This is a genomic window from Stenotrophomonas sp. PvP093 (assembly GCF_017876915.1).
Lineage (GTDB): Bacteria > Pseudomonadota > Gammaproteobacteria > Xanthomonadales > Xanthomonadaceae > Stenotrophomonas > Stenotrophomonas muris.
This window is the reverse complement of sequence record NZ_JAGIOX010000004.1, coordinates 1,503,518-1,526,503: the sequence shown is the minus strand read 5'-3', so window position 1 is coordinate 1,526,503 and position 22,986 is coordinate 1,503,518. Positions and strand designations below refer to the sequence as shown.

The window sequence follows — 22,986 nt, the reverse complement described above, 5'->3', positions numbered from 1 at the left end:
GCTCGCAACGCGTAGATCCACGCCATGCGTGGATGATGGAATTCCGGGTGCCTGCCTTGGCAGGCACCCGCGCTCAGCCGTAACTGACCGCTTCGACGAATGCGCCGCTGGCTTCCACGCGCACGGCCGCACGCTGACCGGTGTCGACAAAGTGCAGGCGGGCCAGGGTCTCGGCGAAGTCGTAGGCGCGGGCGCCATCGCGGAACTCGATCGGCTCCGGCCGGTCCGGATGCAGCACGCGCCACTGGCGCTGTTCGCATTGCAGGCGGATCAACATGCAGCTCACTCCTTGAGGCAGCGTATCGATGGCGGCGGGATGCCCATGCCGGTCATGGCACACGGCACCGCTGGAATTCAGAGCACGCAACGTGCCCTGATCGCAGACAATACGGCGTTCAAAATGTGAGCTGTATCAGATTATTCTGATTTTCATGGGCTGAACCCGTAAAGCTCAGTTCACCTGGAACTGCGCCCGGCAGCCATCACTCACCCAGATGCCGCGGCGATCCCAGCCCCAGCTCTGGCCTTCGATGCAGGCGCTGCGTGAGTCCTGGCGGATCAGGCGCACACCCCGGCGGATGCGCGCATCGCAGTACTCCTGCCGATGTCCATTGGAATGGCAGGTGACCACATCGCCGCCGCCCCATCCGTTGCCATTGCCATTGCCCCAGCCGCCACCATTGCCACCCCAGCCGCCACCGCGGCGGTATTCACCGACGAATTCGGCACGGCACCCCTGTGTGACCCAGACGCCGTTGCGCGACTGGCCCCAGGTCTCACCTTCCACACAGGGCGAACCGGACAACTGGCGGATCAACCGCGCGCGGCCGTCCAGGCGGCACTCATTGCTGCGGTTCTTGACCGACTCGCAGCGCACGATGCCACTGCCATCGCGGCCACCATAGCGGTCGTCGTCATAGCCGTAGCCATAGCTCTGCGCCTGGGCGCCGCCGGCCGCCGCCAGCATCGGCAACAGGGTGCAGGCCAGGGTGCGCCAAGTGAGTGCCTTGCCCATCGAAATCTCCAGATGAATACGATGGCGCAAGCATCCGGGATTCACGGCCCGGCGCACAGAGGGGAGCGCAACGGCAGTTTTTCCCCATTCAAACAACGCAACCGGACCTGACTGGACCGCCGTGAGCTCATGGCCCCCCGTTTGCTGCCCCACTGGCCATGCCACCGGCATTACCCAGGCGTTCCTCGAACGCATAGGCGAACAGCTCGGCATCATTGCTGATGCCCAGTTTCCTCATCGCCGAAATGCGTTGCCGGCTGATGGTACTGACGGTGCGCCGCAGCTGCCCGGCGATCTCTGTGATCGAAGGCCCCGACACATACAGCCGCAGAACTTCCAGCTCCTTGGGCGACAACACCGAAAGCGATCGCTCACGCCCACCCTCCTGCAGGCAGTGCGCCAACTGGGGGTCCAGGTAGATCCCCCCGCTCAACACGGTATCGACCGCCTTGCGGGTGCCATCCACGCAACTGCACTTCCACACCAGTCCGCGCACACCGGTACGCATTGCCATGTTCAAGGTAGTGGCGTTGGTGACCATCGTGACCAGGATCACCGGCACCTTGGGGTAATTGCGACTCAACGCCTGCAGCATCGCCTGGCCGTCCGAGCGGCCGACATCCGGCATCGAAAAATCAGTCACCACCAGATCCACCGGCTCTTCGGCCAGGATGGCCAGCAGGCTTTCTGCACATCGCGCCTCCGCCACCACGCGATGCTGCCCACCGGCCTCGATCACGATGCGCGTGCCAAGCAGGACCAAGGGATGGTCGTCCGCGATGGCAATTCGAGTGAGCATGCTGATTACCCGTAAATAGTCACGCTGCAATGCGCAGCGAAAACCCTAGTAATCATTCCGGGCAACGTCAACTTGACAATTACCCACTGCAATTAATTTCATTCAAGCAGAATAGCCAGCTTGTTTTCCATTATTTGCATTCGCGACCACAAACACACCCCACGCATAAACTTTCCCAATAGTTTCATTCCATAAATCCGGAAAGGCCGCTTACAAAGTCACCTCCGATCACTCGCTGCACTGGACACCCCATGGTCCGATTCCGTCGTCAATCGTTTGAGGATCTGCAAGAGCCCTTTGAAGCAGAGCCACTGGCGCCGGCCGCATTGCCAACTGCCGCATTGCCGTTCGTACAGCAGTTGCGACTGCATCTGGCGAGCGACAGCACGCCGTCGCGGCGGCCTGCCCATGCCGCGATCATTCACGACGGGGCCACCGTGTGCTGGCTGGACGCCAGGAACGACCGGATGATGACCACCGCACCCGCGCCGATCACGCTGACACTGCTGCAGAGACTACTGGGCGACGCAGACCCTCGACTGAGCCTGGTACCGGTGACACAGGAGGTTTTCGTGCAGCGTGCGACGGTGTGCAGCAATGTTCCGCTGCGCCTGACGCTGTGGAACGTTGGCCTGGTCACGGACGGGCACGGCGTGCCAATCCCGCCCCTGCACGACGACACGAAGTTGCGCCTGCGGCGTTGGCCAGACTTCCGCATCCTGGCCCATCGTCCCGATCACTTCCGACTGTGCGCGCTGCTGATCAAGCAGGGCGCGTCCGTGCGCGCATGCTGCGACATCCTCGATCTGCCACGCCAAACCGTGCAGTCGTTCTTCAACGCAGCGTTCCTCACCGCCTATGCCTTTCCCGTCGTGGGCGAGGACGCACCTGTGCGCCCCTCGCCCGCCGACGGCCTCGTCAACCTGTGGCGACAACTTCGCATCCGCTGGAGTGCATGACCGTGCGTGAGCACAAGATCGTAGTGATGGGCCCACTCGGCGCGGGCAAGTCCACCCTCGTGCAGACCCTGACCCGGGGCAAGGCCGTAGTGACCGAGGCCCGCAATACCGACCCTGCCGTGGGCAAGCAGTACACCACCGTAGCCATGGACTATGGCGACATCGACCTGCCGGGTGGCGACCGCCTGCGCCTGTATGGATCGCCCGGACAGGAACGTTTCTCTTACATCTGGCCGATCCTGCTGGCCGGTGCAGAAGGTGCCATCGTCCTGATCGATGGCAGCGCCAGCAAGGACAGTACGCTGGCGGGGCAGCACCTGAAGGCCATCGCAGACAACGCGCCGGGCCTGCCCGTGGTCATCGGTTTCACCCGATGCGGCAGCACCGATGATCCGGTACAGCCGCACTGGCAGGACTGGTTGCAGGACCATGCGCCACACCTGCCGGCATTGCCGCTGGATCCACGCGACATGGCGCAGGCCATCATGGCGATGGACCTGCTGATGAGCCAGATCGAATGCAATGCCACGGCGGCCGCCCATGAATGACATTGACCGCACATCGGCACTCGACGCGCTGGTACACGATGTCACCGGCATCCAGGCGCTCGTCGTTGCCAGCACTGATGGTTTCGCACTGGCCCAGGCCGGCCCGAAGGGCCATGTCGCCGACCGCCTGGCCGCGATGACCAGCTCGATGCTCGGCCTGGCCAGTGCGCTGGGTCGCGAACTGCACTTTGGTGAACTCGACACACTCATCCTCGATGCCGCCAACGGCAAGGTTCTGATGCTTGCCATTCCCGGAGCACAGCCCCGCCTATTGATGACCGCATGCGACCACAGCTGTGTCATCGGCAACGTGCTGTGGCATGCCAAGCAGTGCGTACGTGCCCTGACCGACAACCCGAACTGATGCATGCCCCTCTCACTGATCAGACGGCTCTTCAACTCTTCACACCCGCAACGGACCACTGAAATGAATATCGCCATCAACAAATGCCTGGACACACTCATGCAGATCAACGGCGCACAAGCCGTTGCCCTGGTCGACTACGAAAGCGGCATGCTGCTCGGTGAAGCCGGCTCAGGCGTGGACATGGAACTGGCGGCCGCTGGAAACACCGAGGTGCTGCGCGCCAAGATGAAAGCGGCCGAAGCGCTGAAGCTCAACGACAGCATCGAGGACGTGCTGATCACCCTGGGTCGTGCGTACCACGTGCTGCGCCCGGTGTCGGCCAAGAAGGGCCTGTTCTTCTATGTGGTACTGGATCGGCAGAAGGCCAATCTTGCTCTCGCCCGGCGCATGGTGCTGGACGTGGAAACCTCGCTGGCGCTGTAGCGCACGACAACGATAGCCAGGGGATGCGAATGCCGGGGCTGCTCTGGGGAGAGCGGCCCCGGCCTGTGGTTGCACCGCGCGCCCTTCTCGACAACGGGAGCCGCCCTCCATGCGCCCTCGATCAACCACACAGGCGGCACGTCGCCCCCGCCACTACCGGCCCTGGGTGTCGGTCTGCATCGTCGCCGGACTGACAGCCGTCTACGCGCTGCTGTTGTGCGCGCCCTCGGCAGATGACGCTACCGGCCGCACCCGGCCGCGCGACGCGGCCAGCGTGCTGGGCGGCGCCATCGCCGCCGTGGAAAGCAGTTACGCCAAAGGTGATCTCACCGTGACCGACCAGCATCTGGGTCTGCCTGCCAGCGCCGCGCATTGCGCGCACCTGCGCGCCGCGCTCCCCGACACCGGCCGCGCAGTGCTGACCTGTGATCTGCGCCAGGACGGCCGCCTGCAATGGTGGCGAACCCCTGCCGGAGAATGGCGATGCAATGCGGGCATGGCCGATGTGCAGGCAGCGCCTGTGCCATGCCCAACGCAATTGCGGCGCACTTTCTGATTATTCGCAAAACAGTCGCGCTGCCATTCAACACGTTCAACTTTACCAGTTCTTGAATATACCCACTGCCGTGCACGTGATTTCCTATGACTGCGCCACGAATGCTTGTTTCGGGGCCAGACCAACGAAACCACCACGCCACAGAGGATTATCATGAATACCGAAATCGGCCGTACACGCCACGCAGGCAAATGCGCATCCCGGCAGAAGGGCTTTTCCCTTATTGAACTCATGGTGGTGGTGGCGATCATCGGTATTCTGGGGATGATTGCCCTGCCGCAGTATCAGCGGTTCTCGGCCAAGGCAAAGCTGGCCGCTGCCCTCGCAGAAGTCGCCGGTGGAAAAGTCGGCGTTGAATCACTCCTCGCCGGAATCGATTGGCTTGCCCGAGTCAAGCTCCCGCTGTACCTGGATTACGGTGACAAGCGATGTCACGAATGGAGCTACGAGCATCAACTGCGAGCTCAAGAGCGACGCTGCAATCGGCAGTGGCAGCCTGACCCTGGATCGCGACTGGCAGGGAGCCTGGCTCTGCAAGGGCGACATTCCGGACCGGAGCCTCCTTCCCCAGGCCTGCATGAACTGATCGCACGCGTAAGCCCCTACATAGATCGCCGGGCCTGTATCCAGTTGCGCGCGTCTCTCCCATTGTGTGCGCCGGCCGCGATTCAAAGTTGATTTCCTCATGGAGGATCCTATGAAAAAGAAAATCTCAAGGGCCGGCCACGCGGTGAGGCGTACACATCGGCAACGAGGGTTTTCTCTGGTCGAACTCATGGTGGTCGTAGCCATCATTGCAGTTCTTTCCCTGATCGCAGTTCCGCAATACAAGAAGTTCTCTACCAAAGCCAAGCTGGCGGCGGCGTTGGCCGAACTGGCCGGTGGGAAGACGGGAGTGGAGGCGTGGTTGGCCGAAGGAGGTGATCTCCTTGGATCAGACAACCGCAAGCTGGGCCTGCCGGAGAGCAGCGAGCGCTGTGAAACCATCACGACGAGAATTGGTCCAGATGGCGACCTGGAAATCGATTGCCTGCTGCGGTTCGATACCGGCTACAACGTTGGGACATGGCGAAACAACCTGATGCTGATCAGGGATTCGGGCAGCCATGAATGGCGCTGCTGGACTGCCATCCCCTATTACGACCTCCTGCCCAAAGGCTGTGGCCCCGGCAATCCATAGCCTGCCATGCAGATACTTCAAGCTGTTCACGCTTTGCCGCTCCAGTCAGGCAGTGGCGCCTGCGAAAGCCGGCCGTCCCCCCTCCCCTCCCTCGTCATCGCCGATGCAAACCCCTGGATCCGACGCGAACTGATACGCAGACTCCGGCCCCATCTGGACGGCAGAACCCTCGGCGAAGCGCGCTCGCCCGCAGAGGTTCTGACCCAGATCGCCAGCCCGCGCTGCAACGTACTGATCATCGATCCCTGCATGCCGACTGTGGGCCAGGCCGACGGCATGCCCCTGCTGCGCCGCATCTGCTGCCTGCGCGGGGATCTGCTCATCCTCGTGCTGGCCCAACAGCCCTTGCGCGTACTGCAGGATCGCGCCCTGCCGGCACAGATCGGTCATGTCTATGCCAAAACGGTGAATCCATCGTGGCTGTGCCATGTCGTAAGCCAGGCACTGCGCGGGGGATCCTCCGGCGTTACGCCACCGGCGCAGGACGCAGGCCGGTAACCGGCCCCGAGGCGGTTGCCATCGCCTCTAAATGCACGGCATCCACGCTGCTGCCCAGCGCCTCCACGCGCACCGTGCTGCCCTGGCCGGTCCGGCGATGGTGGGCGCTGGCCAGGCCAACCGCGGCATCGAACGCTGCGGCCCCGGAGTTGAATGCTTCGGCGACGCCTGCGGCCGGATCCAACAGGGACCACTGCGCGGCACTGCACTTGACGGTAATGACCATGGGACGCTCCTTCTGGGATAGGCGCAGGGGGCACCAGCCTCTGCTGATGCCGTCACCCTAGCCATGCCATCAGGGTGGTCCCATCAGAAAAGTACGAAAAGTCCGCGCCAGTGCGTCAGAACCCCACCCTCATCACATCCCTGAGTCCGTTTAGCTCGTTCATTCCGTGATCCTTGTCACGGAGTCAGCTGGGCTTCACACTACCATCATCAACAGGGGCCCCTTCCACATGCGCACCTTCTTCTCGCACCAGCGTTCGACGTTGCTGAAGTTCTATTTCGTGGCCAGCTATCTGATTCTGATCGAAGAGTTGGTCCGCGCCGCCGTGCATTGAGCGCTTGCTGACGGGCTATTTGCGACAGAAAATGTTGCTTTACGCACGGAGCTCGCGCATGAAGGTGCTTCTTCTGATTCCAGCGCTGCTGGTTCTGGCCGCATGCGCGAGCCCGGACAATGCAGCCCCGCGTGCCGACGGCAAGCCTTCGACCACCATGCCCAAGGTAGGCGGCGATCGCGACGCGCACGGCTGCATCGGCTCGGCCGGCTACCAGTGGTGCGAGCACAGCCAGCGCTGCGAGCGGCCCTGGGAGCTGGCACAGGCACACGGCCTGGCCAACAGCGCCGAGGCGATCGACGCGTACTGCGCCACGCCCGCCAGCCCGGCGCGCAAGTGAGCACGACCCGTCATGGCTGAGCTGAGTCCCCTGCCCGACCTCGCCCGTGGCCGGTATCGCCACTTCAAGGGCGGCGAATACGAAGTGATCGACATCGTCCGCAGCAGCGAGACGCTGGAACCATTGGTGCTGTACCGCGCACTCTACGGCGAAGGTGGCCTGTGGGTACGCCCCTACCCGATGTTCGTCGAGCAGATCCCAGGCAAACACGGCCCGCAGGCGCGTTTCGCACGCATCGACGATTGATCCGGCTCCCACCGGGCGGTGGCCGATGGTCGCGCCGGTGACGCGATCCGGCTGCGCTACAATCATACCGTCCAGTCGGTTTCTTCCCATCATGTCCTCCCCCCCTCCCCGCTCGCGGCGCAAAGCGCCCGACAGCGTGCGCCAGTCATTGCTGCACGCCACCATTGCCGTGATTGGCCAGCACGGGCTGGCGGCACTGACCGTGCAGGATGTCGCGCGCGTGGCCGGGGTCAGCAAGGGCGCGTTGTTCCACCATTTCAGCAGCAAGCAGGCACTGGTCGATGAAGCCATCGGCGCACTCATCGGCGAATTCGAGGCGCGTGTGCGCGCGCTCCTGCAGGACGGCACGCCCGGCCACGGCTGCTTCAGCCGCGCCTATGTGCGGGCCAACTTCGAGCACCTGCTGCAGCAGGAACAGGACAACGACATCGGCCTGACCCTGGGCAACCTGATGGAGCCGGCCCTGCTGGCGCACTGGCGCGACTGGAAGCGCGCGATGCTGGCCGAGTTCCCCGGCGAAGCCGGCGATCCGCGCCTGTACGCGGCACGCTGCGCGGCCGATGGCTATTGGGCCACCGCCTATGGTCGGCCGCTGGACGAAGCAGAGCGCCTCAATGCGCTGGCGATGGCCGAGCAGGCCCTCAAGCTGTGCGACCCGCAGTGACCCGGAGCCCGCGATGAACCCCTATATCTACCTGGCCGCCGCCATCTTGCTGGAAGTGATTGCCACGTCGCTGCTGAAGGCCTCGGACGGCATGAGCCGGCTGTGGCCGACACTGGGCGCACTGGTCGGCTACGGGCTGTGCTTCTACCTGCTGTCGGTCACCATGAAGTCGGTGCCGACCGGCATCGCCTATGCGATCTGGTCCGGCGTCGGCATCGTGCTGATCTCGCTGATCGGCCTGGTGGTGTTCAAGCAGCGGCTGGATGCAGCTGCGCTGGCCGGCATCGCGCTGATCTGCGCCGGCGTGCTGGTGATCAACCTGTTCTCGCGCAGCAGCGCGCACTGAACACGCTGCTGCGCGACAGGTGCTAGCTGACCTTCTTCGCCACGCTCATGCCGATCAGGAACAGCACCACGGCAATGATGATGCCGGCCCAGAACAGGAATTTGGCGATGCCCACAGCGGCACCGGCGATGCCGCCGAAGCCCAGCACGCCGGCGATGATGCCGATGATGGCGAAAATGATGGCCCACTTGATCATGTCAGTCCTTACCCCGCAGGGAACGCAAACGGTGTGATCAGGCTAGGCCGCAGCCGATGCGGCAATCGTGAAAAGGCCGCGTGTGCGGCGTGAATCAGCGCGGCCGGAAGCGCAGCAGCGCCACCGCGAAGGCCAGGAACACGCTTCCCACCAGCCGCTCGAACCAGCGCCGTGCGAATGGCTTTGCAAGCCAACGACGCAGGCCGTGGCCACCGGCGGCGTACATCACGTACCAGAACAGTTCGCAGGCCGCGAAGGTCGCCACCAGCACGCTGTACTGCACGGCCTGGCTACGCGACGGATCAACGAACTGCGGCAGGAACGCCGCGGCGAACAACAACAGCTTGGGGTTGCTCAAGCCAACCCACAGGCCGCCACGGAATACCGTCGCTGCGCCATGTACCGGCGCCAGTGTGACCTCGGCAGCATCGGCCACCGCGGGTGCCGGGCGGCAACTGTCACGCCACGCCTTGATGCCAAGCCAGGCCAGGTAGGCCACACCGAGATAGCGCAGCACTTCGAACAGCATCGGCGAGGAGTGCAGCAACGCGCTCAGGCCCGCAGCGGATGCGGCCAGCACCAGCAGCATCGCCAGCAGGCAGCCGGCCATGGCCGGCACGCTGCCACGGAACCCCAGCCCGACGCTGCGCCCGAGGATGTGCAGCATGTTCGGCCCGGGCGTCCCGCACAGCACGAAGACCGTGGCCAGGAACCACCACCAGGTATGCAGGGCCATGCCGGTTTCCACTTCAGAAGACGGCACCAGCATAGGGCACCCATGCAGGACGCGGCACATACAGCGGGCGGTGGATGCGACGGTTACAGATGCCGGCGCCCGTGCACGGCAGCGCCACTGCCATCTGTGCTGCAATGGCCGTCTCTGGCTTGGAGCAGTGCATGAAGACCCTTGGCCTGATCGGCGGCATGAGCTGGGAAAGCTCGGCGCAGTACTACCGGCTCATCAACGAGGCGGTGCGGCATCGCCTCGGTGGCGCACATTCGGCGCAACTGCTGCTGTGGTCGGTGGATTTCGCCGGCATCAAGCAGCTGCAGCACGACGGCCAATGGGATCTGCTGGGCAACCACATGCTGGATGCTGCACGGCGGCTGCAGGCCGGTGGCGCCGAGCTGCTGGTGATCTGCACCAACACCATGCACGCGCTGGCCGGCCGGATCGAAGCCGGATGCCCGCTGCCCCTGCTGCATATCGCCGACCCGACCGCCGCGGCGATCCTGCAGGCCGGCATCCGCAAGGTGGGACTGCTCGGCACCGCCTTCACCATGGAGCAGGCGTTCTACCGCGACCGGCTGCAGGACCGCTTCGGGCTGGAGGTACTGGTTCCGGAGGCCGATGATCGCCGCAGCGTGCACGACATCATCTACCAGGAGCTGATCTGCGGCGTGGTCAGCGAGCATTCGCGGCAGGCATACGCCGGCGTGATCGCGCGCCTGGTTGCACGCGGCGCCGAAGCGATCATCCTCGGCTGTACCGAAATCATGTTGCTGGTCCGCGCCGAGGACAGCCCGGTGCCGCTGTTCGACACCACCACCCTGCACGCCCTGGCGGCGGTGGATGCGGCACTGGCCTGACCCTGCGCGCTGTCAGTCTTCGCCCTGCACTTCCAGTGCGGTGATCAACCAGTCGACCACGGCCTGCGAATCACACAGGAAGAAGATGGCATCGCCCGAACGCGCTTCGGTCAGCAGCCGATAGACGGTGATCGCCACCGCCGACTGGTTGGCGATGAACACTTCCGGGCTGCGCGGCCCCTCGCTGTGGCCGGCCACGGCATGCAGCGCCTTGCGCGCAGCCACGGTGGCGGCCGGGTCTGCGCTGCGGGTCAGTTCCGGCCCGCGCAGGCCCCACGCAATGAACACATGCTTGCCCTTGAACGTGGTGTCCAGGACACGCACCTGCCCGGCCTCTGCGCCAGCCGAGCGATGAATGACGGTACTGCTGATCAACGCAACCCCCTGTGGTCGTCGTGGTCCGCGCATCCTCCTCCACACGCCGGCTGCACGCCAGTGACGGCAGCCACAGGCTGGGCCGGCAAGCGTGGGAGAGATGTAAGAAGGTGTAAGCCGATGCGATCGGATGTGCCGCGATGATAAGGGATGTAAGGCTCTGCATGGGCCGGTGCACACTACTAAATCCCCACTGAGCCAACGCCGGAACGATCCGTTCCGATGGCCCCGGGCTGGTCCATTCTTGCGGCCCGTTCCCCTGCCGAGGCCCCCCATGACCCATCGCCTGCTGCTGCCGATTGCCCTCCCCACCCTGGCCCTGCTGCTGGCCGCCACCACGGTGGCCGCCCAGGATTACGGCAGCGATCCCATTGCGCCGCTGCGCTGCGAATCGCAGTTCAACAAGACCCAGCAGTGCCCGATCGAAGGCCGCATGCGCCTGGCCAGGCAGCTGTCGGTCACCCGCTGCGTAGAGGACCAGAACTGGGGCCAGAGCCGCCGCATGCTCTGGGTCACCGACGGCTGTCGCGCCGAGTTCGTGGCCGACGGACAGGGACGCGGCCGCTGGCCGGGGCGCGGCCGGGACCGTGACCGTGACCGCGATGACGATGGCGAGCGCCTGGTCTGCGAGTCCTACGAGCAGAAGGAGAAGGAATGCCGCATCCGTGTGCGCCACGAGGTACGCCTGGTCAAGCAGAAGTCGGTGACACCGTGCGTCGAGGATCGCAACTGGGGCTGGGACCGCCGCGGCGTGTGGGTCAGCGACGGCTGCCGTGCCGAGTTCCGTGTGTATTGACTGCCGACCACACGCTGGCTGTGGCGGATGCGCAGACACGGCCGACGCGATCGATAGACTGGGCGCACCCAGCCCAGGAGCCTTCGATGGTGCCGCTCGATCCCTCCTCGACGATGTTGCACATCCGCGAGGCAATGCCTGCCGACGTTTCCGCGTTGATCGGGCTCGACAGCGTTGCGGTCCACGATCCGCAACGCGCACGGCAGATCAGCGACTGGCAGGCCAATGGTGGCATGCACGTGGCCGAATGGGCCGGCCAGCTGGCCGGTTACCTGGTCATCCACCATCACTTCTTCGGCGAAGCCTTCGTCGAGATGCTGATGGTGGCGCGCGAACAACGCAGCCAGGGCGTCGGCGCCGCCCTGCTGCGCCATGCCATCGCGCTGCACGGCCACGGCAGGCTGTTCACTTCGACCAATGCTTCCAATACCGGCATGCAACGCCTGCTCGCCGCTTCGGGTTTCATCGACAGCGGCATCGTGCACGGATTGGACGAAGGCGATCCGGAACTGATCTACCGCTTTGCCGGCAGCTGATCGAGATACGTGGTCACCTTTGCATCCAGCAGGTCCATCAACAGCGGATCCATGCAGCGATAGTCGTCGGGGATATCCAGGCAATGCAGGCGCTTGTGTTCCAGCAGGCGCGCATAGGCGGCCTGCAGGCGATGCTGGTGCTTGGCCTCCATCACGAAGATGACATCGGCCCAGCGGATGTCCGCCGGGCCGATGGGGCGTCGTGCATGCGGGCTGGTGCCGGCCGACAGCGCAGCGAAGCCGGGTCGCCGTCGCCACATGGCTTCGGCGGTCGGGCTGCGCAGCTGGTTGCGGCTGCAGACGAACAGCAGGTTGATCATTCCTGTTCCTGCAGTTGGCGGGCGCTGAGGACCGGATAGGTGAAGCCCAGCTGGCGTGCGCGCGCGAGCTTGGCATCGCGCGTATACAGCAGCTTCCAGTTCTTCTCGGGCTTGTAGCTGTAGGCGGTCGTGGCGCGGTCGCCACCACGGTTGCGAGCCTGGCTGCGACGCCAGGCACGGTTTCTTGCAGAATCCATGATGTGTTCTCGTGAGTACCGGGTTCAGCAGCCGCGGTAGTACGAGTGGCGCGCAGCATACACCGCACGCACAAAAAAGCCCACGCATCGCTGCGCGGGCTTCTTGATTCATCACAGTGGTCGGGACGGCCGGATTCGAACCGACGACCCTCTGCCCCCCAGGCAGATGCGCTACCAGGCTGCGCTACGCCCCGACTGATGCTGCGATGTGCCCGCCACTGCGGCGGGCCGTGAAGTATAGCGGATTACGATGGAAATGGGATCAGCGGCGCAGCAACTGCAGCACTTCTTCCAGCTCCATGCGCACCTGCTTGATGATCTGGTTGCTCAGCGCCGATTCCTCGCGGGCATCGGGGCCGTCCAGACGCAGGCGTGCACCACCGATCGTGTAGCCCTGTTCGTACAGCAGGCTGCGGATCTGCCGCACCATCAGCACGTCGTGGCGCTGGTAGTAGCGGCGGTTGCCTCGGCGCTTGGCCGGCTCAAGGCTGGGAAACTCGGTTTCCCAGTAGCGCAGGACATGCGGCTTGACGTCGCACAGCTCGCTGACTTCACCGATGGTGAAGTAGCGCTTGGCCGGGATCGGCGGTAGTTCGCGGTTACTGCCCGGATCCAGCATAAGCTTCCACCCTCTCCTTGAGCTTCTGGCCCGGACGGAAGGTGACCACCGTACGGGCGGAAATCGGAATTTCCTCGCCGGTCTTGGGGTTGCGACCCGGGCGCTGGTTCTTGCGCCGCAGATCGAAATTGCCGAAGCCCGACAGCTTCACCTGACGTCCCTGTTCCAATGCTTCACGCAGCACATCGAAAAACGCGTCGACGAATTCCTTGGCTTCCCGCTTGTTCAGACCGACTTCGTCGAACAGCTTTTCCGCCATCTCCGCCTTGGTCAATGCCATTGCCTGCTACCCCCGAGTGCTGCCCGCTCAGCCGCGGATCCGGGCGTGGTGTTCACGCTCGATGGCAGTGACCGCCTCGGCCACCACCGCATCCACGTCGCGGTCCGTCAGAGTGCGCGACTTGTCCTGCAAAATCAAGCCCATAGCGAGACTCTTGAATCCCGGCTCGACGCCCTGGCCGACGTAACGGTCGAACAGGTTCAGGTCGCGCAGCAGCGGGCCGGCGGCCTGGCGGACGGTGGCCGCCAGATCGGCCCAGGCCACCTGTTCAGGCACTAGGAACGCCAGGTCGCGACGCACCGCCGGGAAGCGCGACAGCTCGCCGGCGCGCGGCAGTCGGCGGGCGGTCAGCGGCTCCAGGTCCAGCTCGAAGGCGTAGACGTCGGCTTCGATATCCATCGCCCGGGTCAGGCGCGGGTGGATCTGGCCGATCCAGCCGATCGCCACGCCATCGCGGAACACCTCGGCCGAACGCGCCGGGTGGCCGTAGGCGCGGACGGACGGGCGGAACTCCAGTTGCGCGCCACTGGCGGCCGCCAGCGATTCCAGGTCGCCCTTCAGGTCATGGAAGTCGACCTTGCGGGTCGGCAGGCCCCACTGCACCGCCTGCGCCTCACCGCAGACCGCAGCGGCCACGCGCGGGGTTTCCAGCGGTGCCGGCTGGCCGTCTCCGGCCTGCTGGGCGAACACGCGGCCGAGCTCGAACAGGCGCACACGGCCCAACTGGCGGGCGGCGTTGCGGCCCAACGTGGCGACCAGGCCCGGCAGCAGCGACGGGCGCATCACCGCCAGTTCGGCCGACAGCGGGTTGGCCAGCGGCACCAGGCCGTCGCGCAGCTGCCACTGGGTCAGCAGCGCGTCGTCGACGAAGGCGAAATTGACGGTTTCCTGCTGGTCACGGGCGATCAGCTGGCGGCGCACGCTCAGCGCGTCCAGCTGGGTCTCGCTCGGCATCGCCACGCGCGAGGCACCGCCCGGCAGCGTGGTCGGGATCTGCTCGTAACCGTGGATGCGGGCCAGCTCTTCGATCAGGTCTTCTTCGATGGCGATGTCGAAGCGGCGGCTCGGCGCGACCACCTGCCAGCCGTCGGCGGCGGCGACCACGTCCATGCCCAGCGCGCGCAGGATGCGCTCGACTTCCGCATCGTCGATGGTGATGCCGAGCACGCGGGTGATGCGGGCGCGGCGCAGCACGATGGTCGCCGGCTGCGGCAGATCGGCTTCACGCACGGCCTCGGTGACCGGTGCCGGGGTACCGCCGGCCAGGTCCAGCACCAGGCGGGTGGCGTACTCGATCGCGGTGCGCGGCAGCGCCGGATCGACGCCGCGCTCGAAGCGATGGCCGGCATCGGTGTGCAGGCCCAGCTTGCGGCCACGGCCCATGATGGCGGCCGGCGCGAAGTGCGCGGCTTCCAGGAACACGGCGGTGGTCGCGTCGGTGACGCGGGTGTCGAAGCCGCCCATCAGGCCGGCCAGGCCGACCGCGCGGTCAGCGTCGGTGACCACCAGGAAGCTGTCGTCCAGCGCAGCATCGCGGCCGTCCAGCAGCTTCAGCGTCTCGCCCGCGCGCGAACGGCGCACGGCGATGCTGCCCTGCAGGGTGCCCAGGTCGTAGGCGTGCATCGGCTGGCCCAGCTCCAGCATCACATACTGGGTGATGTCGACCAGCAGCGAGACTGGACGCACGCCACTGCGGCGCAGGCGCTCGGCCATCCACAACGGGGTCTTGGCGGCAGCATTGACGCCTTCGATGACACGGCCCAGGTAACGCGGCGCTTCGGCGCCGGCGTCGAGCTGGATGCCCAGCTCACGGCTGCCGACTGCCGGAATGGCGTCGGCAGCGAAGTCCAGCACTTCACTGCGGGTGGCGGCGGCGACGTCGTAGGCGATGCCGCGCAGGCTGAAGCAGTCGGCGCGGTTCGGGGTCAGCTTGATCTCGATGCTGGCATCCGGCAGGCCCAGGTACTCGACCAGGGTCTGGCCGACCGGTGCGTCGTCGGGCAGTTCCAGCAGGCCGGAAGCATCGTTGTCCAGGCCCAGTTCCTTGGCCGAGCACAGCATGCCGTTGGACTCGACGCCACGCAGCTTGGCCGGCTTGATCTTCAGCTCGCCGATCTGCGCACCGACCATCGCCAGCGGCGCGACCAGGCCCGGGCGCGCGTTCGGGGCGCCGCACACGATCTGCAGCAGTTCGCCCTGCCCGGCATCAACCCTGCACACCTGCAGGCGATCCGCTTCCGGATGGCGCACCGCATCGACGATGCGTGCCACGACCACGTGGTCGAGGCCTTCGCCCAGCGCGGTCACGTCTTCCACTTCCAGGCCGATGGCGGTCAGCACTGCACTCAGTTCATCGCGCGAAGCGCCGGTCGGGACGTGGCTGCGCAGCCAGTTTTCGGAGAATTTCATGGTGTCATCCTGGTGGGCCCGGCGCATGCGCCTGGGCCTGCGAATTTGGGAGCAGCCGAGCATGGCTCGGCCCTACACGGTTGCGGCTTACGCGAACTGTTTCAGGAACCGCACGTCGTTCTCGAAGAACGCACGCAGGTCGTTGACGCCGTAGCGCAGCATTGCAAAGCGCTCCACGCCCATGCCGAAGGCGAAGCCGGTGTAGCGCTCCGGATCGATGCCGACGTTGCGCAGCACGTTCGGATGGACCATGCCGCAGCCGAGCACTTCCAGCCAGCGGGTGCTGCCATCGGGCTGCTGCCAGGCGATGTCCACTTCCGCGCCCGGCTCAACGAACGGGAAATAGCTGGGGCGGAAGCGCATTTCGAAATCGCGCTCGAAGAAGGCGCGCACGAACTCGGCCAGCGTGCCCTTCAGGTCGGCGAAGGTCGAATGCTCGTCCACCAGCAGGCCTTCCACCTGATGGAACATCGGCGAATGGGTCTGGTCGCTGTCGCTGCGGTACACCTTGCCGGCGGCGATCATGCGCAGCGGCGGCGCGTGGTCACCCATGTAGCGCACCTGCACGCCGGAGGTGTGCGTGCGCAGCAGGCGGCCGTCGCCGAAGTAGAAGGTGTCGTGCATGGCGCGCGCCGGATGGTGCGGCGGGAAGTTCAGCGCCTCGAAGTTGTGCCAGTCGTCCTCGATCTCCGGCCCTTCCGACAGCTCGTAGCCCAGCCGGCCGAAGATGCCGGTGATGCGCTCCAGAGTGCGGGTGATCGGATGCAGGCCGGCGCGGTCGCCGTTGCGACCCGGCAGGGTGATGTCGATGGCTTCGGCGGCCAGGCGTGCATCCAGTGCCGCGTCCTCCAGCAGCGCCTTGCGCTCGCCGAGCGCGCGGGTCAGCGCGTCGCGGGCCTGGTTGATCGCTTCACCGGCGGCCTTGCGCTCGTCGGCCGGCAGGGCGCCGAGCTGCTTGAGCTGCGAGGTGATGCTGCCACTCTTGCCAAGCAGGGCCACGCGCAGCTGTTCCAGCACGTCGGGGCTCTGTGCGGCGGCCACATCGGCCAGCGCCTGGGTGGTGAGGGATTGGATGTCGCTCATGGGGGGCCGGAACTCCAGTCGATCTGCCATCGCGATGCGCGAAGGGCCGACCCCTGTCGCCACCGCCGTCCCCGCGCTGCCGCCATGGCCTCGCCGGGACCCAAAAAAGAATGGGGAAGGACTTGCGCCCTTCCCCATGCATTGCCTTGACCTGACACCGTTCCGGATGAACGGTTACGGCATCGGGAAGGACTTATGCCGCCAGCGCGCCCTTGGCCTTTTCGGCCAGCGCAGCAAAACCGGCTGCGTCGTGCACGGCGATGTCAGCCAGGACCTTGCGGTCCAGGGTGATGCCGGCCTTCAGCAGACCGTTCATGAAGCGGCTGTAGCTCAGGCCGTTGATGCGGGCAGCCGCATTGATACGGGTGATCCACAGCGAACGGAAGTTGCGCTTCTTCTGCTTACGGCCGATGTAGGCGTACTGCTGTGCCTTGATGACCGCCTGCTTGGCGACGCGGAAGACCTTGCGGCGGGCGTTGTAATAGCCCTTGGCGAGATCCAGAATCTTCTTGTGGCGGCGACGCGCCTGTACGCCACGCTTAACTCGTGCCATTTTTCAGTTCCTCAGAGGTAAGGGAGCATGCGGTCCAGACGGCCTGCGTCTTCTGCACGGACATGGCCCGTCTGACGCAGATTACGCTTACGCTTGGTCGCTTTCTTCGTGAGGATGTGGCTACGGTTGGCGTGGCCGCACTTGTACTTGCCCGAGGCGGTCTTGCGGAAACGCTTGGCCGCTGCCCGGTTGGTCTTGATCTTGGGCATTGCAATGTCCTTGATGGGATTTGACCCTGGTTTCTGACTGATCTGGCGGCGGCCTGGGCCGCTCTTTCCGTCCTGCCATGATCGGCGTACGACCCGTCCTGGGTGGGTCGAGCCGGGCATGATACAGGCAAAACCGCCCTGCCACCAGCCCCAGCACCTCTTGCGCCGGCATTTCACCGGCATCCTGCAAAAGCAAAGGGACGCCAGTGGCGTCCCCTTACCCTGAACCATTCAGCCAGGCGCCCCGGAAGGCGGCCCGTCAGGCCTCAGGTCTTCTTCTTCGGCGCGATCATCATGACCATCTGACGCCCTTCCAGGCGCGGACGGGATTCAATGACGATGTCCTCGCCCAGATCGGTCTCGATCCGGTTGGCCATTTCGCGACCCAGTTCCTGGTGGCTCATTTCACGGCCACGGAAACGGATGTTGACCTTGATCTTGTCGCCTTCTTCAAGGAACCCGCGCATCTTGCGCAGCTTGATCTGGTAGTCGCCCTCGTCCGTGACCGGACGGAACTTCACTTCCTTGATCTCGACCTGCTTGGTCTTCTTCTTGGCCTCGCTGGCCTTCTTCTGCGCTTCGAACTTGAACTTGCCGAAGTCCATGATCTTGCAGACCGGCGGATCGGCCTGCGGCTGGATTTCGACCAGGTCCAGGCCTTCATCTTCGGCCATGGACAGCGCTTCGTCGCGCGACAACACGCCGATCATTTCTCCGTCACTGCCGATCACGCGGACGCGCGGCACACGGATTTCCTGATTCTTGCGGTTCTGTTTGTTGTCAGGGGTGCTGATATTACGTTCTCCCAAGGGTATCGAACCGGTCCGGGTGCCTGTGCGCCCGGACCGGACCTTTGCTTACGCGCCCTCGGCCTGGAGCCGCTCGATGAAGGCCTGCAGGCTCATGCTGCCCAGGTCTTCGCCAGAACGCGTACGCACCGCCACAGCCCCATTTTCCTTCTCGCGGTCACCAATGACCAGCAGGTAGGGCACGCGCTGCAACGTATGCTCGCGGATTTTATAGCCGATCTTCTCGTTACGCAAATCCGAGCTGACGCGGAAGCCTTGCTCCGCAAGGGTTTTGGTCACGCCCGAGACGTAGTCGGCCTGGGCGTCGGTGATGTTGGCCACCACCACCTGGGTCGGCGCCAGCCAGGCCGGGAACTGGCCGGCATGGTGCTCGATCAGGATGCCCAGGAAGCGCTCCATCGAGCCGACGATGGCGCGGTGCAGCATGACCGGATGCTTCTTCTGGCTGTTCTCATCCACGTACTCGGCGCCCAGGCGGCCCGGCATCATGAAGTCGACCTGCATGGTGCCCAGCTGCCAGGTACGGCCGATGGCATCCTTCAGGTGGTACTCGATCTTCGGGCCGTAGAAGGCGCCCTCGCCCGGCAGCTCCTGCCATTCCACGCCACAGGCGGACAGCGCCGAACGCAGTGCGCCCTCGGCCTTGTCCCAGGTGGCGTCGTCGCCCAGGCGCGATTCCGGACGCAGCGCGATCTTGATCTGGATCTCGTCGAAGCCGAAGTGCTGGTAGACCGCCAGCGCCTGCTGGTGGAACGCGGTCACTTCCGATTCGATCTGGCTCTCGGTGCAGAACACGTGGCCGTCGTCCTGGGTGAAACCACGCACGCGCAGGATGCCGTGCAGCGCGCCGGACGGCTCGTTGCGGTGGCAGGAACCGAACTCACCGTAGCGGATCGGCAGGTCGCGGTAGCTGTGCAGGCCCTGGTTGAACACCTGGATGTGGCCCGGGCAGTTCATCGGCTTGACCGCGTACGTGCGCTTCTCCGACTCGGTGAAGAACATGTTGTCCTGGTAGTTGTCCCAGTGGCCGGACTTCTTCCACAGGCTCACGTCCAGGATCTGCGGGCAGCGCACTTCGCCGTAGCCGCTGCTGCGGTAGACCTTGCGCATGTACTGCTCGACCACCTGCCACAACGCCCAGCCCTTCGGATGCCAGAACACCAGGCCCGGCGCCTCTTCCTGCAGGTGGAACAGGTCCTGCTGCTTGCCGATGCGGCGGTGGTCGCGCATCTCGGCTTCCTCGATGCGCTTGATGTACGCCTCGAGCTGCTTCTTGTCGGCCCAGGCGGTGCCGTAGATGCGCTGCAGCTGTTCGTTCTGCGCATCGCCGCGCCAGTAGGCGCCGGAGATGCGGGTCAGCTTGAAGGCCTTCAGGAAGCGCGTGTTCGGCACGTGCGGGCCGCGGCACATGTCCACGTATTCCTGGTGGTAGTACATGCCCATCGCCTGGATGTCGTCGGACATGTCCTCGATCAGGCGCAGCTTGTAGTCCTCGCCACGGGCCTTGAAGATCTCGATCACTTCGGCGCGCGGCGTCATCTTCTTGATGACGTCGTAATCCTGGGCGATCAGCTCACCCATGCGCTTCTCGATCGCGGCCATGTCGTCCGGGGTGAACGGGCGCTCGGAATAGATGTCGTAGTAGAAGCCCTCGGCGATCACCGGGCCGATCACCATCTTCACGTCCGGGTACAGCTGCTTGACGGCGTGGCCGACCAGATGGGCGCAGGAGTGGCGGATGATCTCCACGCCCTCCTCGTCCTTGGCGGTGATGATGCGCAGGCTGGCATCGTGGTCGATGACGTCACTGGCATCGACCAGCACGCCATCGACCGAGCCGGCGATGGTGGCCTTGGCCAGGCCGGCACCGATCGACTGGGCGACGTCCATGACGCTGACGGGGTTTTCGAACTCGCGGCGGCTGCCGTCGGGAAGGGTAATGTTGATCATCGCATTGGCTTCGTGCGGGGCCCGCTGGGCGGGCTGGAAAGCGTTCCCGGGCCATTGCCCGGGCAATAAAAAAGCGCCGCGAGGGCGCCTGGTACACAGGGCCTTCGGGGGCAGGTCAACAGTGGGCGGCGGTAGTGCTCATGTCGCACGCTCGGCCGGCGCTGGGCGCGGGCCACCTTGTTCCAGTCAGGGTTCTGCGACGATCTTAAACCAGCACACCGGAAAGCCCAAGGCCTACCGTACGGTCCGCTGAATGGCCCTCGCTGGCGGCGTGAAAACGCAATGATTACCATGTCCGCGCAGCCCGCCCCGTGCCAGCCTGCCCGCTTCCCCCCAGGACCTCGTGATGCGCCACCCGCTCCGACCGGCTCCCGCCGGCCCCGCCCGTGCCCCGCGTTCGCTGGCCCGCTGCCATGGCGGCCGCCCGCAATGATCACCGTCGGCCTTTCCACGCTGGGCTTCTGCAGCCTGGGCATGCTGGCAGCGATGTTCTCGGCACTGGCCTTCTATGCCGCCTCGCCGCACTGCCGCTGGCCCCGCCTGCGCCGCGCCGGCCGCCTCGGCCGCCAGATCGGCCTGGTCGCCGCGGCTGCCGCATTGTGGCTGTGGATGGCCGAACTCGGCTTTGCCGCTGGCCTGGTGGCGATGCTGTGCACCTGGATGCTGGCCGCGATGCTGCTGCCGGCACTGGCCGCCTGGCATCGCCCGGGCACGGAGTCGCCCTGATGTGGCCGCGCGCCTTCGCCGGCATCGTGGCCGGCTTCTTGCTGGCCGCCGCCGCGACCGGGCTGGTGACGTGGTTGCCGCCGGGCCCCTGGCAGAACGCGCTGGTGCCCAGCCTGATCACGTTCATCCCGCTGTGGATGCTGGCTGCCCTGTGGGCGTTCAGCTTCCGCAGCGCGCTGCGCGCCTGGGTGACACTGGCCGGCAGCGCTGCGGCCGGCTTCGCCGTGCTGACGCTGCTGCGCCTGACCGGCGCGGTGCAATGAGACTCCCCCCATGAAGTTCAGCTCGCAGACCCTGCGTACGTTCACCACCCTGCACACCTGGGTCGGCCTGGTTGCCGGCTTCGGCCTGTTCGTGGCCTTCTACGCGGGTGCGCTGACCCTGTTCCACCACGACCTGCCGCTGTGGCAGACGCCCGGTGCAGCCACCGCGTTGCCGGCGGGCCTGGACGACGCACAGTACCTGCTGGAAGACGTGCTGGCGGCACACCCGGAAGCCCGCCGCCACGTCGGCATGACGTTCCCCGGCGCCGAACATCCGCAACCCCTGGCCTACTGGCAGGCCGACGACGGCAGCTGGCGCTATGCCTGGCCGGGCCAGATCGCCGGCAGCCCGACGCCGCCACAGACCGGGCTGGCCGAACTGGTCAACGAACTGCATTACAGCCTCGGACTGCCGGTGGCCGGCATCTACGTGATGGGCATCGTCAGCCTGCTGTATGGCATGGCGCTGCTGAGCGGCCTGGTGATCCACCTGCCGAAGCTGTTCGGCGACCTGTTCGCGCTGCGTCCGGGCCGCAACCTGAAACAACTGTGGCAGGACGCGCACAACGTGATCGGCGTGCTCAGCCTGCCCTTCCACCTGATGTTCGCGGTCACGGGCGCCCTGCTCTGCCTGGTGTTCGTGCAGATGGCCCTGCTCAATCCACTGATCTACGACGGCAAGGCCCTGCAGGCGGTACCGACTGCAATGGACACCGCGCCGGTGCGCGACGCCAGTGGCATCCCGGCACCGCCGGGCAGCCTGCGCCTGCTGCATGCGCGCGCGCTTGAAGTAGCCCGCGCACAGGGCGTGGCCAACTTCGAGCCGGCCTACCTGAAGCTGGCCAACGCCGGCGATGCCAACGCCACGATCGAGATCACGGGCGAATCCACCGGCACACTCGGGCCGCTCGGTTCGGTGGCCCTGGACGTGGCCACCGGCAATGTCCTGGCCTCCCAGCTGCCGGGCCAGCGCGATGCCAACCACGCCACGCTCAGCGCCGCCTATGCCCTGCACTTCGGCGAGTTCGGCAACGGCGTGGTGGTCTGGCTGTACTTCCTGCTCGGCCTCGGCGGTGCGTTCCTGTTCTACTCCGGCAACCTGTTGTGGATCGAGTCGCGGCGCAAGCGTCGCCAGCCGCAACAGCCGCGTGCCGGGGTGAACATGGCACGGGCCACGGTTGGCGTGTGCATCGGCCTGTGCGTGGCGATCTCGGTCGCTTTCATCACCGCGCTGGTGCTGGAGCGGTTGGCACCGTCGGCGGTCGACCATGGCATCCGCTGGGCCTGCTTCGGCAGCTGGGCAGCCTGTGCGCTGTGGGCTGCACTGCGCCGCCCCGCGCAGGCGGCGCGCGAGCTGCTGTGGGCCGCAGCGCTCAGCACTGCACTGGTGCCGGTCCTGCACGGCGCACTCAATGGTGACTGGCTGTGGCGCGCCGCCGCGCGTGGCCATTGGCCGCTGTTCTGGGTCGATGCCATCGCGCTGGCCATGGCCTTCGGCTTCGCTCGCCTGGCTGTCGCCAGCCAGCGCCGCGCCCGCAACGGCGACCCCAACAGCGTCTGGGCCAACTAAGCCT

Annotated in this window: 35 protein-coding genes, 1 tRNA gene and 1 pseudogene; 18 read left to right on the top strand and 19 right to left on the bottom strand. The window is 65.6% G+C overall.

What is annotated here, in order from left to right; genetic code table 11:
* Positions 1–73: 73 nt before the first annotated feature.
* The 3 genes from J3A72_RS09570 to J3A72_RS09560 form a co-directional block, all read right to left on the bottom strand.
* A complete protein-coding gene (locus J3A72_RS09570) occupies positions 74–277 on the bottom strand; it encodes a hypothetical protein (RefSeq protein WP_005417823.1) in 204 nt (67 codons plus the stop codon).
* Between the two features lie 174 nt (positions 278–451).
* Entirely contained in the window at positions 452–1,015 is a 564-nt protein-coding gene (locus J3A72_RS09565) for a DUF3011 domain-containing protein (protein ID WP_032956176.1), read from the bottom strand.
* Positions 1,016–1,142: 127 nt separating this feature from the next.
* The gene (locus J3A72_RS09560; protein WP_230374570.1) at positions 1,143–1,844 is read right to left on the bottom strand and encodes a response regulator transcription factor; all 702 of its coding nucleotides are present in this window, start codon (positions 1,842–1,844) and stop codon (positions 1,143–1,145) included.
* A gap of 221 nt (positions 1,845–2,065) precedes the next feature.
* Here J3A72_RS09560 and J3A72_RS09555 point away from each other — a divergent pair, with 221 nt between their 5' ends.
* The 8 genes and pseudogenes from J3A72_RS09555 to J3A72_RS09525 all read left to right on the top strand — a co-directional run bounded on the left by J3A72_RS09555 (position 2,066) and on the right by J3A72_RS09525 (position 5,847).
* Entirely contained in the window at positions 2,066–2,773 is a 708-nt protein-coding gene (locus tag J3A72_RS09555) for a hypothetical protein (RefSeq protein ID WP_075076310.1), read from the top strand.
* Positions 2,770–3,321 carry an ADP-ribosylation factor-like protein gene (locus J3A72_RS09550; RefSeq protein WP_080469285.1) on the top strand — a complete coding sequence of 184 codons (552 nt, stop codon included), beginning with the start codon at positions 2,770–2,772 and terminating at the stop codon, positions 3,319–3,321. Before J3A72_RS09555 ends, J3A72_RS09550 begins: the two co-directional genes overlap by 4 nt.
* Complete coding sequence (locus tag J3A72_RS09545; protein WP_075076309.1) at positions 3,314–3,685, top strand: roadblock/LC7 domain-containing protein; 372 nt, start codon at positions 3,314–3,316, stop codon at positions 3,683–3,685. The genes J3A72_RS09550 and J3A72_RS09545 overlap by 8 nt, the downstream gene beginning before the upstream one ends.
* Positions 3,686–3,784: 99 nt before the next feature.
* On the top strand, positions 3,785–4,111 hold the full coding sequence (locus J3A72_RS09540; RefSeq protein ID WP_197735280.1) for a hypothetical protein: 327 nt from the start codon (positions 3,785–3,787) through the stop codon (positions 4,109–4,111).
* 109 nt (positions 4,112–4,220) lie between these two features.
* Entirely contained in the window at positions 4,221–4,667 is a 447-nt protein-coding gene (locus tag J3A72_RS09535) for a pilin (RefSeq protein ID WP_075076307.1), read from the top strand.
* Positions 4,668–4,820: 153 nt separating this feature from the next.
* A pseudogene (locus J3A72_RS23225) lies at positions 4,821–4,910 on the top strand (prepilin-type N-terminal cleavage/methylation domain-containing protein); the annotation flags it as partial.
* 94 nt (positions 4,911–5,004) lie between these two features.
* Positions 5,005–5,253, top strand: coding sequence for a pilin (locus J3A72_RS23010; protein ID WP_230374572.1), 249 nt, complete (start codon positions 5,005–5,007; stop codon positions 5,251–5,253).
* 111 nt (positions 5,254–5,364) lie between these two features.
* On the top strand, positions 5,365–5,847 hold the full coding sequence (locus J3A72_RS09525; protein ID WP_075076306.1) for a pilin: 483 nt from the start codon (positions 5,365–5,367) through the stop codon (positions 5,845–5,847).
* Between the two features lie 45 nt (positions 5,848–5,892).
* Here J3A72_RS09525 and J3A72_RS09520 read toward each other — a convergent pair whose 3' ends face one another.
* Together J3A72_RS09520 and J3A72_RS09515 are read right to left on the bottom strand one after the other, a co-directional pair.
* Positions 5,893–6,276 (bottom strand): hypothetical protein, encoded by a 384-nt coding sequence (locus J3A72_RS09520; protein WP_162292855.1) that lies wholly within the window; start codon positions 6,274–6,276, stop codon positions 5,893–5,895.
* Positions 6,277–6,313: 37 nt separating this feature from the next.
* Complete coding sequence (locus tag J3A72_RS09515; RefSeq protein ID WP_075076304.1) at positions 6,314–6,571, bottom strand: hypothetical protein; 258 nt, start codon at positions 6,569–6,571, stop codon at positions 6,314–6,316.
* Between the two features lie 392 nt (positions 6,572–6,963).
* Between J3A72_RS09515 and J3A72_RS09510 the strand changes: the two genes are divergently transcribed.
* The 4 genes from J3A72_RS09510 (at position 6,964) to J3A72_RS09495 (ending at position 8,501) form a co-directional block, all read left to right on the top strand.
* Positions 6,964–7,245: a hypothetical protein gene (locus J3A72_RS09510; protein WP_014647838.1), complete on the top strand. Its 282-nt coding sequence runs from the start codon at positions 6,964–6,966 to the stop codon at positions 7,243–7,245.
* Positions 7,246–7,257: 12 nt separating this feature from the next.
* Positions 7,258–7,491 (top strand): DUF1653 domain-containing protein, encoded by a 234-nt coding sequence (locus tag J3A72_RS09505; protein WP_053495097.1) that lies wholly within the window; start codon positions 7,258–7,260, stop codon positions 7,489–7,491.
* Positions 7,492–7,582: 91 nt separating this feature from the next.
* Positions 7,583–8,155 (top strand): TetR/AcrR family transcriptional regulator, encoded by a 573-nt coding sequence (locus tag J3A72_RS09500; RefSeq protein ID WP_046431777.1) that lies wholly within the window; start codon positions 7,583–7,585, stop codon positions 8,153–8,155.
* Between the two features lie 13 nt (positions 8,156–8,168).
* Positions 8,169–8,501 carry an SMR family transporter gene (locus tag J3A72_RS09495; RefSeq protein WP_075076303.1) on the top strand — a complete coding sequence of 111 codons (333 nt, stop codon included), beginning with the start codon at positions 8,169–8,171 and terminating at the stop codon, positions 8,499–8,501.
* A 22-nt stretch (positions 8,502–8,523) separates the two neighbouring features.
* Here the strand turns inward: J3A72_RS09495 and J3A72_RS09490 are convergent, their stop codons facing one another.
* Both J3A72_RS09490 and J3A72_RS09485 read right to left on the bottom strand, forming a co-directional pair.
* Positions 8,524–8,697 (bottom strand): DUF1328 domain-containing protein, encoded by a 174-nt coding sequence (locus J3A72_RS09490; RefSeq protein ID WP_005417836.1) that lies wholly within the window; start codon positions 8,695–8,697, stop codon positions 8,524–8,526.
* A gap of 94 nt (positions 8,698–8,791) precedes the next feature.
* Positions 8,792–9,433, bottom strand: a complete 642-nt coding sequence (locus J3A72_RS09485) for a LysE family translocator (RefSeq protein WP_014647842.1) — start codon at positions 9,431–9,433, stop codon at positions 8,792–8,794.
* Positions 9,434–9,594: 161 nt separating this feature from the next.
* Between J3A72_RS09485 and J3A72_RS09480 the strand changes: the two genes are divergently transcribed.
* A complete protein-coding gene (locus J3A72_RS09480) occupies positions 9,595–10,287 on the top strand; it encodes an aspartate/glutamate racemase family protein (RefSeq protein ID WP_014647843.1) in 693 nt (230 codons plus the stop codon).
* A gap of 12 nt (positions 10,288–10,299) precedes the next feature.
* Here the strand turns inward: J3A72_RS09480 and J3A72_RS09475 are convergent, their stop codons facing one another.
* Positions 10,300–10,695, bottom strand: a complete 396-nt coding sequence (locus J3A72_RS09475; RefSeq protein ID WP_075076302.1) for a hypothetical protein — start codon at positions 10,693–10,695, stop codon at positions 10,300–10,302.
* A 241-nt stretch (positions 10,696–10,936) separates the two neighbouring features.
* Between J3A72_RS09475 and J3A72_RS09470 the strand changes: the two genes are divergently transcribed.
* Complete coding sequence (locus J3A72_RS09470; RefSeq protein ID WP_075076301.1) at positions 10,937–11,458, top strand: DUF3011 domain-containing protein; 522 nt, start codon at positions 10,937–10,939, stop codon at positions 11,456–11,458.
* 86 nt (positions 11,459–11,544) lie between these two features.
* Positions 11,545–11,994 (top strand): GNAT family N-acetyltransferase, encoded by a 450-nt coding sequence (locus J3A72_RS09465; protein WP_075076300.1) that lies wholly within the window; start codon positions 11,545–11,547, stop codon positions 11,992–11,994.
* Here the strand turns inward: J3A72_RS09465 and J3A72_RS09460 are convergent.
* The 11 genes from J3A72_RS09460 to thrS all read right to left on the bottom strand — a co-directional run bounded on the left by J3A72_RS09460 (position 11,973) and on the right by thrS (position 20,423).
* On the bottom strand, positions 11,973–12,314 hold the full coding sequence (locus tag J3A72_RS09460) for a phosphotyrosine protein phosphatase (RefSeq protein WP_049442387.1): 342 nt from the start codon (positions 12,312–12,314) through the stop codon (positions 11,973–11,975). The two genes, J3A72_RS09465 and J3A72_RS09460, sit on opposite strands and share 22 nt — an antisense overlap.
* Positions 12,311–12,511: a hypothetical protein gene (locus tag J3A72_RS09455; protein WP_014647847.1), complete on the bottom strand. Its 201-nt coding sequence runs from the start codon at positions 12,509–12,511 to the stop codon at positions 12,311–12,313. The genes J3A72_RS09460 and J3A72_RS09455 overlap by 4 nt, the downstream gene beginning before the upstream one ends.
* Before the next feature lie 117 nt (positions 12,512–12,628).
* A tRNA-Pro gene (locus J3A72_RS09450) sits at positions 12,629–12,705 on the bottom strand.
* Between the two features lie 68 nt (positions 12,706–12,773).
* On the bottom strand, positions 12,774–13,130 hold the full coding sequence (locus tag J3A72_RS09445) for a MerR family transcriptional regulator (protein ID WP_005410431.1): 357 nt from the start codon (positions 13,128–13,130) through the stop codon (positions 12,774–12,776).
* On the bottom strand, positions 13,111–13,410 hold the full coding sequence (locus J3A72_RS09440) for an integration host factor subunit alpha (RefSeq protein WP_005410432.1): 300 nt from the start codon (positions 13,408–13,410) through the stop codon (positions 13,111–13,113). Before J3A72_RS09440 ends, J3A72_RS09445 begins: the two co-directional genes overlap by 20 nt.
* 27 nt (positions 13,411–13,437) lie before the next feature.
* Complete coding sequence (pheT, locus tag J3A72_RS09435; protein WP_046431787.1) at positions 13,438–15,819, bottom strand: phenylalanine--tRNA ligase subunit beta; 2,382 nt, start codon at positions 15,817–15,819, stop codon at positions 13,438–13,440.
* An 87-nt stretch (positions 15,820–15,906) separates the two neighbouring features.
* Positions 15,907–16,902, bottom strand: a complete 996-nt coding sequence (locus J3A72_RS09430; protein ID WP_005417865.1) for a phenylalanine--tRNA ligase subunit alpha — start codon at positions 16,900–16,902, stop codon at positions 15,907–15,909.
* A 193-nt stretch (positions 16,903–17,095) separates the two neighbouring features.
* Positions 17,096–17,455 (bottom strand): 50S ribosomal protein L20, encoded by a 360-nt coding sequence (gene rplT, locus J3A72_RS09425; protein WP_005410435.1) that lies wholly within the window; start codon positions 17,453–17,455, stop codon positions 17,096–17,098.
* Between the two features lie 11 nt (positions 17,456–17,466).
* Entirely contained in the window at positions 17,467–17,664 is a 198-nt protein-coding gene (gene rpmI / locus J3A72_RS09420) for a 50S ribosomal protein L35 (protein WP_005410436.1), read from the bottom strand.
* A 266-nt stretch (positions 17,665–17,930) separates the two neighbouring features.
* Positions 17,931–18,458: a translation initiation factor IF-3 gene (gene infC / locus J3A72_RS09415; RefSeq protein ID WP_075076340.1), complete on the bottom strand. Its 528-nt coding sequence runs from the start codon at positions 18,456–18,458 to the stop codon at positions 17,931–17,933.
* Positions 18,459–18,521: 63 nt separating this feature from the next.
* Entirely contained in the window at positions 18,522–20,423 is a 1,902-nt protein-coding gene (gene thrS / locus J3A72_RS09410; protein WP_032957627.1) for a threonine--tRNA ligase, read from the bottom strand.
* 429 nt (positions 20,424–20,852) lie between these two features.
* Between thrS and J3A72_RS09405 the strand changes: the two genes are divergently transcribed.
* The 3 genes from J3A72_RS09405 to J3A72_RS09395 are packed head-to-tail and all read left to right on the top strand — an operon-like array spanning position 20,853 to position 22,982.
* A complete protein-coding gene (locus J3A72_RS09405; protein WP_005410439.1) occupies positions 20,853–21,149 on the top strand; it encodes a hypothetical protein in 297 nt (98 codons plus the stop codon).
* Positions 21,149–21,412, top strand: a complete 264-nt coding sequence (locus tag J3A72_RS09400) for a hypothetical protein (RefSeq protein ID WP_032957460.1) — start codon at positions 21,149–21,151, stop codon at positions 21,410–21,412. Before J3A72_RS09405 ends, J3A72_RS09400 begins: the two co-directional genes overlap by 1 nt.
* Positions 21,413–21,422: 10 nt before the next feature.
* Entirely contained in the window at positions 21,423–22,982 is a 1,560-nt protein-coding gene (locus tag J3A72_RS09395; RefSeq protein WP_053495090.1) for a PepSY-associated TM helix domain-containing protein, read from the top strand.
* Positions 22,983–22,986: the final 4 nt, after the last annotated feature.